This window comes from Pseudomonas sp. ICMP22404 (assembly GCF_006227205.1).
Classification (GTDB): Bacteria; Pseudomonadota; Gammaproteobacteria; order Pseudomonadales; family Pseudomonadaceae; genus Aquipseudomonas.
Genome location: NZ_VCNG01000003.1, coordinates 379,784 through 392,788, shown reverse-complemented (window position 1 = coordinate 392,788; position 13,005 = coordinate 379,784). Strand labels below are relative to the sequence as shown.

The following is a 13,005-nucleotide window of genomic DNA, read 5'->3' as shown; positions in this document are numbered from 1 at the left end:
ACCAACCCTCAGTAGCGGAACAGGCGCCAGGACAACAGCCGGGCGAGCCCGACGATCAGCTTGGCGATCAGGTAATACAGCGCGGCCGCGAGCGCGAAGTATTCGAAGGTGCGGAACGTCTTGACGTTGTATTCCTGGGTCACCCCGGTGAGGTCGTTGTTCAGGCCGACCACCACGCCCAGCGAGGTCATCAGCACCGCCCAGACCATCTGGTTGGTCAGCGGGTAGAACACGATGCGCAGCAGTTGCGGGACGATGATCATCCGATAGGCCTGGAACGCGCTCATGCCCAGGGACCGGGCGGCGCGCATCTGCGTGCCGGGCACGGCCTTGAGACCACCGCGAAAGTTCTCCGCCAGGTAACCGGCATTGTTGAAGGTGATCCCGGCCAGCAACGCCAGCCACGAACTGACATGCAGCCCGAGGGAGCCGAGGCCGAAGTAGAGGATGTAGATCTGGAACAGCGACGGCGTGTTGCGGGCGATGGACACCCAGCCATTGCCGATTCCCCGTAGCAATGGATGGCGCGCCTGGCGCATCACCGTCAGTACCAGCGCGATCAGCACGCCGAAGATCATCGACAGCGCCGCGGTCTCGAACGTGACCCAGGCCCCGGCGAGCATGTCGGGCAACGCGCGCAGGGCCGGGCGCCATTGGAAGCTGTAGTCAAACATGGAAGGGGTTCCCCTGGCGGGTGGCGGGTTGCAGCCAGAGCGGCGGCTGACCAGTGGCGGTGGCGTTGCACGCGGCGTCGACGCAGGCCGCTAGGCTGGCGAAGTGCACCCCGCGTCCCACCAGGCCGGGCGCGTAATGGGCGTATTTGCCGGAGTTGGTCATCAGGGTGGTGGCAGCGGGTGGGATGACCGGTTCGCCCAGCATGCACCAGCAGGTGTCGGTCACCAGCGTGGCGCCGAAGGCCTCGATGGCGCCCAGGTGACCTGCCTGGCGGGCCTGTTCCAGTACCGCACGGCCGCAGGTGATGGCCAGCACCACGTCCGGGTGCTTGCTCCGGCCGACGCAGAGCGCCGCCAGGTTGGCAAATTCGCTGAGGGAAAAATGCGGGTTGCCCAAGGAGATCACGTCCACCCGGTTGTCCCGGGCACTGTTGAGCTCGCGCCAACTGGCAAGCAGGCCTGCGGCATCGACGGTTTCCATCGGTATCGGACAGTCCGCTTCCACGACATCGACCGGGTCGAGGGCTTCCGGTGTGACCCCGGCGATGTGGAACAACGGCGCGGCACTGGTGGTGGCGAATGCGGCGCCGAAGGCTTTCAGGTCATCCAGGGTCGGCGCGGCATGTTCCAGGCCGCGTATCAATGGAATACGCCGGCCGGTCAGGCCGCCGATGTGATAACCCAGCAGTGGATAGAAGCTGTCGTCGACAGTGCCTAATCCCGGCACGTCGACGATCAGTCTGGCCTTGCGCTGATCGTCCAGGTGACAACCGGTCAAGGGCGCGCGGCCGCACAAGGCAATGCAGATATCCAGGAAGTCCGGGTACTTCTGCGTGCGAGCCCCGAGCACACTGTTGGCGTAGACCACCGCGTTGGACTCGGCCCAGACGATCTGCTCGCCGGCCTTGGGCGCGGTCTCGAGCAGATACGGCGCGCAGGTAAAACTCAGCTGCGCGCCCATCGCCATGTAGGCATCGCCCAAGGCACTCGCCGGTTCGCCCAAGGCCGGATCTATGCCCAGTTCCCGCCAGCGGCGCTGGTCCACGGAAATGGAATTGAGAGTGGTGGGCACGCGCACCTTGGCGCCCCACTGCACCAGTTGCTCGGCAAAGCGCAGGCTGGCCGGGCCTGTGTAGATGCAACCGTCGATGTGGGCTTGGGTCACGTCCAGCAACTGCGTGGTGCCCTGGATTTCCGCCATGCGCAAGACGATTTGCATCGCCACCTGGGCGGCCTTGCCATGGTTGCCGTCGAGCAGTGCCCGGTCCTGTTCGGTGAGGTTGACCGTAGACGGCATGGGCGGCGGCAAGGGAACGTCGGCCTGATCCCAGCGATCGTCGGGGCGGCGGCCGGTCAGGGTCAGGCAATTGCCTTCGATGCGCACGAAACCCTGGCCGCGCAAACGTTCGAAGGCTTCACTACCGATCTGCACCACTGGCAGGGAACGCTGGAAAATCAACTGCGCCACCAGCACGCCCAAGGTCAGGATCTCATCCGTTTCGGCCAGCACCAGGGCGGCGGGTGCATGGCCGTTGCTGATCAGCTCCATCAAGACGCTGCTGCCGGTGCACGAGCCGCGCCCGCTGGGAATCGCCAGCACGCGCCCGGCCAGGCGCTGGCTGCTGAGCGGGTGATGCCGGTCGATGACTTCACCGCTGGCCGGATCCACACCGCCCCAGAAACTCAAGCCCACATCGGCAAAGAGCAGGGCGCCCTGGGCGGCACCCTCCACCAGACTGCGGCCCACGACACGGATAGGCGTGCTTGGCATGCCCCGATCCTCAGTAATAGACCTGCGGGACGGTCAGGTTGGCCGGCGGAATATCGGTGCCGACCCATTTGACGAACAGCTCTTTGTAACGACCGGTGCGCACCTGTTGGTTGACGAACAGATTGAGGTAGTTGATCAGGCCGAACTCGCTGCGCTTGGCGCCGAGGGACACGTAGTCGATGACATAAGGCGCGTCACCGGCGATCTTCAGGTTCTTGTACTTGCCGGACTTGATGGTCGCGGCGGCCACGGTATTGGTCACCACCGTCGCGTCGATGTGCCCTTGGGCGACGGCCAACAGCGTGTCGTTCTGCGACTGGTAGGCGCGGAAACTGCCGCTGCCCCAGTTCTTCTGGTCCTTCTCCAATGCGATGGCTTCGTAGGTGCCGCTGGTATTGCCCACGGCCTTGCCCTTGAGGTCGGCGAAGCTGTTGATGCCGGTGTTGTCGCGGGTCAGCACCACCATCTGGAAGGCGAAGTAGGGCACGGTCAGGCCAACGGTCTTGGCCCGTTCCAGGGTGTCGGAGGTGGAGGCGACGATGACATCGGCACGGCCGGAAATAAGCGCCGGGATCCGGTCCGGGAACGGCGTTTCCACGACTTCGGCATCTACCCCCAGGACCTTCGCCAGGTCGTGGCAATAGTCCACGTCGAAACCCGCCGGCTTGTTGCTTTCGTCACGAAAGCCCATGGGTGGGAAATCCAGGGTCACCGCGCAGCGCAGCTTGCCGGAGCCGATGATGTCATCGAGCTTGTCGGCATAGGCGGGGGTGATGAACAGAGGTGCCAGGACAACACTTAACGCTACGGCCAATGCAGGGTTTTTCATAAATGCCTCGCTGTCGAATAAATGCGGTGAGATATCGTATTGAGGATTTCGTATACGATATTAGATAAGCAATCGGCGTGCCTGTCTGGCGAGTTTCTCGCGCTTATGGGTAACTCGTTGATTACAAAACAGTAATAAGAGGGGGTGGGCTCGAAAGGTGCCGGAGGCCGTTTCAGTCAGGTGTTACAGATGGGAGCAATGGGCGCTCCGGCGCCCTGTTAGGGAACAGATTCAGTGCCGGCTTTCCCGATACTGGCTCGGCGACAGGCTGGTCAAGGCGCGAAACTGGCGACTGAACGCGCTGTGGTCGGTGTAGCCGCAGCGCAGGGCGATGTCGGTGATGGGCAGGTCCTTGTCCAGCAGCAGGCGCGAGGCTTCTTCCAGACGCGCCTTGTGAATCATTTGCCGGGGCGTGAGCTGGAAAATGCGTTTGCAGTGCCGCTCCAGTTGCGCCACTGACAACCCGGCGATGGTGGTCAGTTCGGCGAGGCTGATGGGGCGGGCGAAGTGATGTTTGATATGGGCATCCACCGCCGCCAGTTTCTGAAACGCTGGGTGGCTGGACTGCGGCAGTTGCAGGTCCCGGGAGATGCCGGCCAGGCCGACGATCTGGCCGCTGGGTTCGCGCAGGGCGATTTTATGGGTCAGGCACCACACCGGCTGATTGCCGTAGTACAGGTGGAGTTCGAGTTGGTCGGCCAACTCCCGACCGCTGGCCAGCACCCGTCGATCCTGTTCGGTATACAGCGGGCCGAAGCGCTCGGGGAACACCTGCTCGGCAGTGAGACCGAGCAGATCGGCGCTGTGCTTGAAGCCGCAGCGCCGGGCCAGGGTCTGGTTGACGAAGGCGTAGCGGGCCTGGGTGTCCTTGATGAAGAACACCACGTCCGTCAGGGTGTCGAGCAGCGGTGCGATGGATTGCAGGCTGTGCAGCAGGGTGCCCAGGTCGCAGGGGGTAAAGGACATGAGCGAGGGATACATGGGGCGGCATCATCTCGGGTGGGGGCAAGGGTTGCGCAAGAGTAGCAGCAGAATGATCGGCCAACTCATGTGGGAGCGAGCCTGCTCGCGATGGCGGTGTGTCAGCAACCTATCTGTATCTGAAAAACGCCATCGCGAGCAGGCTCGCTCCCACAAGGAGCTGCGCTTGTGCGGCCTAGTTGGGTGGGGTTTCTTCCAGCCCCAGCAAGGTTTCGATCCGCGCCGGGCTGAACGGCGGGCGTGGGGTGGGGGGCGTCCAGTCGAACAGATACTCCAGGGCGGCGCCGCAGACCCGGCCCTGGCACGCGCCCATGCCACAACGGCTGGCGAGCTTGGCTTCGCGCCAGCTCACGTGGCCGACCAGATCGCCGTAGGGCACGTCCTCGCACCGGCAGACCAAGGTGTCGGCCCGGGCCAGGGACTTGAACTGCCCATCGAGGGCGAAGGCCTTGTTCAGCGTCCGGGCGAAACCTTGCCAGCGCTCTCGACGCGGCCACAGGCGCTGGGCGGCCGTGGTATCGCCGACCGCCGCGTGACCGGCGATGGCGCCTTCCACCAGTGCCAGTTCGCTGCCGCCGAAACCGGTGCATTCACCGGCGGCGTAATGGTCCTGGCGGGTAGTCGCCTGCCAGCCATCCACCGCGAGGGCATGTTCGGCAAGCTCACAGCCCAGGGCCTGGCCGAGCTGGGTATTGGGGATGAGCCCGAAGCCACACGCCAACCGGTCACAGGCCAGCTCGACGATCTTGCCCTGTTGCAGCAACCGCACGCCTTCGAGCCGCTCTTGCCCCAAGGCCTCCAGCACATGGCTTGCTGTGCGGTAGTGCCGGTCGAACAACGCGAACGCTTGCAGAAGCTTGCCCGGCCAGCGCGGCAATTGCGCGGCGAAACCGGTCACGGCGGCACGGCTGGCCTGCTCGGCAATCCTTAACACGTGGGCACCCTGATGCCTGGCCGTGGCGGCGCTGGCCAACAGCAGCGGCCCACTCCCGGCGATCACCAGACGTTCATCCCGCACCGGCAGGCCCGCCTTGATCAGCGCCTGCAAGCCGCCGGCACCGGTGACGCCGGACAGGGTCCAGCCGGGGAAGGGCAGCAGCAACTCACGGGCGCCGGTGCACAGGATCAGGCGCTGGTAGGTGATCTGCCAACCGCGCTCGGCATTCTCTACCAATAGGGTTTTATCGGCGGCGCAAGCGATCACCCGGGTGCCGGCATGGCAGCGCACATTGGCGCAGGTCTGCAACCGCTCGCGCAGGCGGCGTGCCGCAGTGGGCAGGCTGGCCTGGGGGCCGTCGCGCCAGATCTGCCCCCCAGGTAACGGGTTGTCGTCCAGCAGCACGATAGACGCGCCGCGGCTGGCCGCAGCCAGGGCGGCGGACATGCCGGCGGGGCCGGCGCCAATGATCAGCAGGTCGGTGGTTTCGTTCATGGTCGGGTCTGCACGTGCATGCCGTCGCGGCACAGGGTCTGGCAGGCCAGGCGGCGCTGGCCGTCGATTGTTACCCGACATTCCTGGCAAATACCCATGCCGCACAAGGGCGCACGTCGCTGGCCGCTGACCGAGGTGCGACTGCAACCATCGGCGCCCAGGGCCAGGGCGGCGGCGACGCTGGTGCCTTGGGTGACCGTCAGTGGGCGGCCGTCCAGTAATAATTCAGGCATCGGGAGGATTCCAATATGAAGCCGTGGCGAGGGGATTTATCCCCGTTGGGCTGCGCAGCAGCCCCTCTGGATTACCCTGACACATCGAGTAGCCAGACTTCAGGGCCGCTACGCGCCCCAACGGGGATAAATCCCCTCGCCACAGGGATTTAGCTGACATACACAGGTTCTCCCAGGAAACGCTCCGGCAGGTAGGCCTGAGGGGCCAGTGGCGAGGCTTCGTTGAACAGCTGTGCCACCAATAGGTCAGCCGTCGCGGGGGCCGTTGTGACTCCCAGTCCTTCATGTCCCACCGCCAGCCACAGGCCCTTGCGTTGCGGGTGCTGTCCCACCAGCGGCAGGCCGTCGGGGCTGGCGGCGCGGAAGCCGGTCCAGGCGCGGATGCCGTTGAGCTGTGCCAGCCCGGGCATGTAGTCGACGGCGCGCTTGAGCATCTTCGCCAGCATCCAGCCTTCCACTTGCGGGTCGACGGTGCCGAACTGCCGCGAGGCGCCGATGAACAGTTGCCCGGTGGGACGGGGCTGGATATTGCACGCCACCGATGGGCCGCTGGCGTTGTGGGCACTGGTGACATAACCCAGTTCGACCAGGGTGTGAGTGACAGTGGCGGGGTAGCGATCAGTGATCAGCAGATGGCCCTTCTTCGGCTCGATCGGCAGCTCCGGGCACAGTTCGGTGGCCTGGATACCGTTGGCGAGGATCACCGCCTCGGCCCTCAACCAGCGCCCGTCGTCCAGGTGTACCCGCGAGCCGTCCACTTCGGCGACCTGCGCACGCTGCTGGCGGATGTGCGGGCTGTCCAGCATCCAGCGCGCGGCGGCGGGAGCGTAGAGGATGCCGTCGCCCTTGATCAGCAGGCCGCCCTCCAGACCCTCGCGCAACTCGGGTTCGCGCTGACGCAGGGCCCCGCGTCCGATCAGCTCGCAGGCTTCTCCGTGAGCCAGCAGATTCAGGTACTTGCTGTTGGCGACCGCCATCTCCTGCGGATTGGCCGCCAGCCACAGGGTGCCGTTGTTGCGCCAGGCACAGCCTTCGGGCAGGAGATGGGCCAATTCGCGCCAGCGTCCCAGGGAGTATTGACTGAGGGCCAGTTCCGCCGGATTGTCGTCCAGCACCAGCAGATGCCCCATGCCGGCCGCAGTCGCGCCGTGCCAGCCGGCGTCGAGCACCACCACCTTCAATCCACGCAGGGACAAGGCCCGGGCACAGGCTGCACCGATGATGCCGGCACCGATGACGATCACGTCGGCGATCAGGCCCTCGGTCACAGGCGAATGCCCCAGGCGAACGGGTCATCCGCTTCGATGATCAGCGTGGTTTCGGCGCTGATATAGGCACGGCCGCGAATCGTCGGCACGATGCGCTCGCCCGCCTGTTCATAAGAACCTTCGAACTCGCTGCCAATCACACTGGCCTGGCGCCAGCTCTGACCGGGTTGCAGCTTGCCGTCCGCGGCCAGGCACGCCAGCTTGGCACTGGTGCCGGTGCCACAAGGGGAGCGGTCGTAGGCCTTGCCGGGACAGAGTACGAAGTTGCGGCTGTTGGCTTGCGGGTCGTCGGCGAACAGCTCGATATGATCGATCAGCCCGCCGTCCTCGCCACGAAAGCCTTGCTGTTCCAGCGCTTGCTGCACAGCGTAGGTGTAGGCGGTCAATGCGTCGAGGTTGTCGCTCGCCACTCGCTGGCCGTGGTCGGCGATAAGGAAGAACCAGTTGCCGCCCCAGGCCACATCGCCTTCCACAGGGCCGATACCGGGTACTTCCAGGCGCAGCGCCTTACGGTAACGATAGGCGGGCACGTTGCGCACGCTGACCGAGCGATCCTCATGCAAGGTGGCCTGGACGGTGCCCACCGGGGTTTCGATGCGGTGCACGCCCGGGCCGATCCGCCCCAGGTGGGCCAGCGACGCTACCAGGCCGATGGTGCCGTGGCCGCACATGCCTAGGTAACCACTGTTGTTGAAGAAGATCACCCCGGCGCAGGCACTCGGGTCTACCGGTTCACAGAGCAGCGCGCCCACCAGCACGTCGCCGCCCCGAGGTTCCAGCACGCAGGCGGCACGCCAGGCATCATGCTGCGAGGCCAGGCGCTGCCTGCGCTCGGCCATGCTGCCCTGGCCGAGATCGGGAAAACCGTCGGTGACCAGTCGGGTCGGCTCACCGCCGGTGTGGGAATCGATCACAGTGATGCGCTTCATGGGACCACTTCCGTTCAGATAAGTGAGCGCAAGCGTGGCCCGCAACAGGGGGGAGCGGCTTGATGGTTTTATCTGTCGCCCATGACGAAATCGGCACAGTACAGGGGGCGCTCATCAGTCGGACGCGTATCTCCACTGCCACTCGATGTGTTCCGTATTGATGCCCAGGGCCTCGAACTTTTCCGCCACGTAGCGCAGGCAGGCACCTCCGTCGGGGCGGTAGTGCCCGGAGGCATCGTTGACCATGGCAATCACATGTTCCATGCGATGTTCCCTGATCCTGAATTCCCCAGCGCACGTGACCGGCCTGCCACTGCCGAGTTGGCTGTGCCGGATGTAGTTGGCCCGGTCAGCATGTTCCCAGCGTTTATAGATGACGGAGTTCTCCGGGGTATACACCCAGGTGTAGCTATTGGACCGGTCGTTGGGCGCGAGTATTTCGCTGGTTTGCGATTTCAATTGATTGCCGATCAGTTGGCCATCCCACATTCCCACCAGTTGACCGACGCCGTCGATTTTCGACGGGTCATAGCAACGCCAGTGCATGAGATCGCCAATGAAGGGCATCCATCTGATCGGGTAGGTCTGGGCGTTGAGATCAATCGATCGCTTGTCGGAATTCATCCAGTCGGAAAAATGCACATGGCCTGACCATACGGCCAGCAAGTGCGAGGATGAATTCTTCAGCCAACGGCGTACCTGCTTGAAGGACAGGTTGGTGTAGATGTCATTGGCCTTGATCAGCACGGATTCCAGTTCCCAGTCATCGGTGGCGATCGGATGGGCTTCGGGCCTCTGGTAGAAGGTCACGCCGTCGATTTCGGACAATGAGATCCGGGGGCGGCCGAACAGTCTGGGCAGGTCGATTTCCACCGTGATGGTCTGCCCGACTCGCGGGGCTTCACAGAATAATTGCATCTGGCTGAGGGGGCCCATGGACACATACAGGGTGTCGTCGGTGCCAGCCCAATGTTCATTGGTGATCGAGGCTGTCACCGTCAGGGTGTCTACGATGGTGTCGGTCATGATTGGAGGTGCGTTCTATCTCTGATTAAGAAGTCACCGATTCTGGCGCCGCATGGCAGGACCCTGGTGGTACATATGTATATGCGCAAAAAAAATGCCGGGTCGCTCAGCGCCCCGGCATTGTCGTTTAGCGATCAGCTTCAATGGCTGGAAGGCAGGAACTCGAACAGCGTCTTGCAGACGCCGGCGATGTGTTCGTCCAGCAGTTTCACCGCCCGTTCAACATCACCGGCACGGCAGGCATCGAGGATTTCCCGGTGCTCGTGATCGGCGCGTTCCTTGCCGGCCGACAGGCTCATCTGCATGCGCAGGTATCGCTCCAGCTTGTCGTGGACCGAGCGGATCAGGCCGACCAGGAAGGGCCGTTGTGCCGGCTCGTAGAGGCAGGCGTGCAACTGCCAGTTGAGTTCGGCCCAACGCCCGACGTCGTCCTCGCCGATGAACTCGCGGCAGATCGCCTCGGCGCGAGCGAAGGTGTCTTCGGTCATGTTGGGAATCGCCAGGCGCAGCACCTTGTCCTCCAGCAACATCCGCACTTCGAACATCTGTGCCAGCTCCACCTCGGAAATCCGCGTGACCATCGCGCCGCGATTACGCTGGAACATCACCAGCCCCTCGGCCTCCAGCCGCTTGAGGGCTTCGCGCACGGGGATCTTGCTGACGTTGAACTGACGGGCGATATCGTCCTGGCGAATCGGCTCGTCCTCGGCAAAATGCCCGGCCACGATGGCTTCGCGCAGGTGACGGGTAATGATTTCCGAAGTAGAAGGGGTGTTGCCCAGGTCGGGCAGTTTGAACTTGGATAAAGTCACGGCGGCGGGTCGGTTGCTGAGTTGGGGATATGGTATACGACTTGGCGGAGGTGGTGTCTCGGATCTTGACGCTACCCTCCAGACGAGTGAACCCTTGTGGCGAGGGGATTTATCCCCGCTGGGGCGCGAAGCGGCCCCAAAATCACGCAATTTGGGTGCCGCTTTAATCCAGGGGGCCGCTTCGCAGCCCAGCGGGGATAAATCCCCTCGCCACAGGGGGATGTGTCAGCCGTGGGACATACGGGTGACATACGCCTCTGTCCGCACGATGACCCATCCCGTCACCAACGCACCCAGCGACAACGCCACCCCGAACAGGACCAACGCCACATCGGCGCCGAATCGGTCAGCCAAAAGGCCTGTGACCACCACCGGAATGCTGAACCCGACGTACGCGAACAGGAAGAACCCGGCACTGACCCGGGCCTTTTCCTGGCCGGCCAGTGCGGTGATCGCCGATAGCCCGCCCAGGTACAGAAAACCGTAGCATGCACTGCTGGCCCCCAGCGCCCCGAGCAACACCGCGATCAGCGAACCGGTGCTCGCGCCCCAGGCCAGCAGGGCATAGCTCAAGGGCAGTACCAGCAAACCAAACCCGGTGGCCCTGGCCGGCTGCATGCGGCGGGCCCACGGTTGGAACAGCAACCCGCAACTGATCACCGTGAAGGTCGACAGGCCTGACCATTGCTGCAGATCGTGGCGTGCCAGCACCGAGGGCAGTATCGCGATGACCAGGCCCGAGGTCGCCCAGGCCAGCAGCATGGAGAAGCCATAGGGCAGGCTGCCGGCGGGGAACAGCGGCAGGCGCAGCATCGGCGCCCGAGTCGTTCTGGCGGCAGGGTCCGGCAGCCTGGACACCACGACGATCGCGATACCGGCCAGAATCAGTTGCAGCCAGAAACTGCCGGGCACGACACTCTGATGGACAAAAAGGAACAGACTGGTCAATGCGGCCCCCAGGCCGAACCCCAGGGAGGTGCTGGCGGTGATCCGATTGGCAGCGGAGCGGCTATCGCCGCCGGCCATCAGTTCGGTCATATAGGCCGTCGAAGTTGCCGAGGCCAGGCCCGTGCCCACGCCCATCATCAGCCGCGCCAGGCCCAGCGCGACAAGGTTTGGCCAGATGGAGGTGACGACCGTCGCCAGCATCGACAAACCCAGCGCCAGCAGTATCAGGGGCCGGCGTCCGACCCGGTCGGCCAGCCCGCCGAAGGCCAGCAGCACCGGCAACACCCCCAGCACGTAGCACGAAAAGGCGACCGCCGTGGCACCGGCGCCGTAGCCGGATGCCTGGGCATAAATGGTATATAGCGGCGCCTGCAGGTTGACCGCAAGGGTGATCAGGCAAAGGCCGAAAGCCAGTCCCCATGAATGTCGATGTTGTGCGTCCAAGCGTGTTCCCCGGGAGTCGTTGAGTAGGCGTCCGCTGGACTATCACTGCCGGGCTTCGCGGGAACAAGGAACAGGCCTAGGGGTTTTGTGATTAACTGTTCGCTTGAAATCGGCGAACACTTCAAGAGCACCCAGCATGGACCTGAACATCGACCGAAATGCCGTCGAACCCGTGACCCGGCAATTGATGACTCAGCTCGTGGGCTGGATCAGCAGCCATCGCATCCGCCCCGGTGCCCGAATGCCTTCCATCCGGCAACTGGCCCAGGAAAACGACGTCAGCCTGTCGTGCGTGATCAAGGCCTATGACCAACTGGTTGCCAGCGGGGTGTTGGAGTCCCGGCATGGATCGGGTTTCTTCGTCGCGCACCAAGTGTCTCGGCCCCTGGAAACGGATGTTGAAACGGGTGAGGGGGCATGGACTTTATTCGACAACGAATCGACGCAGCTCAAGCTCGGCTGCGGCTGGCTGCCCGACACCTGGCGCGACGACGCCGATCTGGGTCAGGCGATCCGCCAGGTGGTGCGCAGCGACAATCAGGCACTGTTCAACTACAGCACGCCCCTGGGCTCTGTTCATCTGCGCCAGCACATCCAGAAACGCCTGGGCCTGATCGACATACACACCGATCTTGCGCAGATCCTCACCACCCAAGGCGCCAGTCATGGCCTCGACCTGCTGGTGCGCACGCTGCTCAAGCCCGGCGACCTGGTCCTGGTGGAAAGCCCTGGTTACTACAACCTGTTCAATTTGCTGAGGTTGCACGGGGTCAGGACCGTGGCGGTGCCGAGAGGTCCCCAAGGCCCGGATATCGAGAGCCTGGAGCACTTGCTCGAACAGCACAAACCCACCTACTTTTTCATCAACAGCATGTACCAGAACCCCACCGGCACCAGCCTCGCGCCGAGCGTCGCGTATCGACTGCTGCAACTGGCCAACCAGCACGATTTCCGCCTCATCGAAGACGACATCTACGCCGACTTCCAGAATGGGCCGACGTCCCGCCTGGCGACTCTGGATGGCCTGGACCGGGTGATCTACCTGGCGAGCTTTTCCAAGACGTTGTCCAGTTCGCTGCGCATCGGTTACGTCGTCGCCCAGCCCGACGTCATCCACCGGCTGGCCGAGGTCAAGATGGTGACCGGCATCGGCTGCTCGCTGTTGGCGGAAAATGTCGTGGCGACACTGCTCGCCAATGGCGCTTATCGCAAGTTGCTGCAACGCTTGCGCCAGCGTTTGAACAAGCAGATGGCGAGTACGCTGCGCCAGCTTGACCAGGCGCATTGGGAGGTCTTCGCCGAGCCGACCGGAGGCCTGTTCGTGTGGGCCAGGCCCCGATATGTGGAGAGCGAGCAAGTGCTGCAGATCGCTCGTGAAGCGCAGGTCCAGCTCTCACAGGGCGCCAGTTTCATGCCGGCTGGGGAGACGTGCGACTGGCTGCGGCTGAACGTGGCGTTCGTTCAGGATGTTCGTGCGCAGACGTTTTTCCGGCGAATCGAAGAGGCGTCGCTGGCTGAACAGAGAAATGAAGCTCTGTGAGAGTTGGTAGGAATGCATGATTCTGTGGGAGCAAAGCTTGCTCGCGATTGGAGATCTCAGTCGGTAACAATGTTGGCGAGTCTGTCGCCATCGCGAGCAAGCTTTGCTCCCACAGAGT

General features: G+C 63.7%; 12 protein-coding genes. 1 reads left to right on the top strand and 11 read right to left on the bottom strand.

Annotated features, from left to right (window positions below):
• Positions 1-8: 8 nt before the first annotated feature.
• From FGE05_RS07655 to FGE05_RS07605, 11 genes are all read right to left on the bottom strand, one after another.
• The gene (locus FGE05_RS07655; RefSeq protein ID WP_041024839.1) at positions 9-674 is read right to left on the bottom strand and encodes an amino acid ABC transporter permease; all 666 of its coding nucleotides are present in this window, start codon (positions 672-674) and stop codon (positions 9-11) included.
• Entirely contained in the window at positions 667-2,445 is a 1,779-nt protein-coding gene (locus FGE05_RS07650; protein ID WP_139643335.1) for an aconitase X, read from the bottom strand. Before FGE05_RS07650 ends, FGE05_RS07655 begins: the two co-directional genes overlap by 8 nt.
• A 10-nt stretch (positions 2,446-2,455) precedes the next feature.
• Positions 2,456-3,274, bottom strand: a complete 819-nt coding sequence (locus tag FGE05_RS07645) for a transporter substrate-binding domain-containing protein (RefSeq protein ID WP_139643332.1) — start codon at positions 3,272-3,274, stop codon at positions 2,456-2,458.
• Between the two features lie 231 nt (positions 3,275-3,505).
• Positions 3,506-4,255 carry an AraC family transcriptional regulator gene (locus FGE05_RS07640; RefSeq protein WP_139643329.1) on the bottom strand — a complete coding sequence of 250 codons (750 nt, stop codon included), beginning with the start codon at positions 4,253-4,255 and terminating at the stop codon, positions 3,506-3,508.
• Positions 4,256-4,430: 175 nt separating this feature from the next.
• Positions 4,431-5,687: an FAD/NAD(P)-binding oxidoreductase gene (locus FGE05_RS07635; RefSeq protein WP_139643324.1), complete on the bottom strand. Its 1,257-nt coding sequence runs from the start codon at positions 5,685-5,687 to the stop codon at positions 4,431-4,433.
• Positions 5,684-5,920 (bottom strand): 2Fe-2S iron-sulfur cluster-binding protein, encoded by a 237-nt coding sequence (locus tag FGE05_RS07630; protein WP_139643321.1) that lies wholly within the window; start codon positions 5,918-5,920, stop codon positions 5,684-5,686. The genes FGE05_RS07635 and FGE05_RS07630 overlap by 4 nt, the downstream gene beginning before the upstream one ends.
• A 149-nt stretch (positions 5,921-6,069) precedes the next feature.
• Entirely contained in the window at positions 6,070-7,188 is a 1,119-nt protein-coding gene (locus tag FGE05_RS07625) for an FAD-binding oxidoreductase (protein WP_139643319.1), read from the bottom strand.
• Entirely contained in the window at positions 7,185-8,117 is a 933-nt protein-coding gene (locus tag FGE05_RS07620) for a 4-hydroxyproline epimerase (RefSeq protein ID WP_139643317.1), read from the bottom strand. Before FGE05_RS07620 ends, FGE05_RS07625 begins: the two co-directional genes overlap by 4 nt.
• 114 nt (positions 8,118-8,231) lie before the next feature.
• Positions 8,232-9,143, bottom strand: coding sequence for a hypothetical protein (locus FGE05_RS07615; protein WP_139643314.1), 912 nt, complete (start codon positions 9,141-9,143; stop codon positions 8,232-8,234).
• A gap of 140 nt (positions 9,144-9,283) precedes the next feature.
• Entirely contained in the window at positions 9,284-9,955 is a 672-nt protein-coding gene (locus tag FGE05_RS07610) for a GntR family transcriptional regulator (protein ID WP_139643311.1), read from the bottom strand.
• 225 nt (positions 9,956-10,180) lie between these two features.
• On the bottom strand, positions 10,181-11,347 hold the full coding sequence (locus FGE05_RS07605) for an MFS transporter (protein WP_139643308.1): 1,167 nt from the start codon (positions 11,345-11,347) through the stop codon (positions 10,181-10,183).
• A 136-nt stretch (positions 11,348-11,483) separates the two neighbouring features.
• Between FGE05_RS07605 and FGE05_RS07600 the strand changes: the two genes are divergently transcribed.
• Entirely contained in the window at positions 11,484-12,887 is a 1,404-nt protein-coding gene (locus tag FGE05_RS07600; RefSeq protein WP_139643305.1) for a PLP-dependent aminotransferase family protein, read from the top strand.
• Positions 12,888-13,005 lie beyond the last annotated feature (118 nt).

Coding starts and splice junctions, on each gene's coding strand:
- FGE05_RS07655 (WP_041024839.1), bottom strand. CDS start 674: ATGTTTGACTACAGCTTCCAATGGCGCCCGGCCCTGCGCGCGTTGCCC.
- FGE05_RS07650 (WP_139643335.1), bottom strand. CDS start 2,445: ATGCCAAGCACGCCTATCCGTGTCGTGGGCCGCAGTCTGGTGGAGGGT.
- FGE05_RS07645 (WP_139643332.1), bottom strand. CDS start 3,274: ATGAAAAACCCTGCATTGGCCGTAGCGTTAAGTGTTGTCCTGGCACCT.
- FGE05_RS07640 (WP_139643329.1), bottom strand. CDS start 4,255: ATGTATCCCTCGCTCATGTCCTTTACCCCCTGCGACCTGGGCACCCTG.
- FGE05_RS07635 (WP_139643324.1), bottom strand. CDS start 5,687: ATGAACGAAACCACCGACCTGCTGATCATTGGCGCCGGCCCCGCCGGC.
- FGE05_RS07630 (WP_139643321.1), bottom strand. CDS start 5,920: ATGCCTGAATTATTACTGGACGGCCGCCCACTGACGGTCACCCAAGGC.
- FGE05_RS07620 (WP_139643317.1), bottom strand. CDS start 8,117: ATGAAGCGCATCACTGTGATCGATTCCCACACCGGCGGTGAGCCGACC.
- FGE05_RS07615 (WP_139643314.1), bottom strand. CDS start 9,143: ATGACCGACACCATCGTAGACACCCTGACGGTGACAGCCTCGATCACC.
- FGE05_RS07600 (WP_139643305.1), top strand. CDS start 11,484: ATGGACCTGAACATCGACCGAAATGCCGTCGAACCCGTGACCCGGCAA.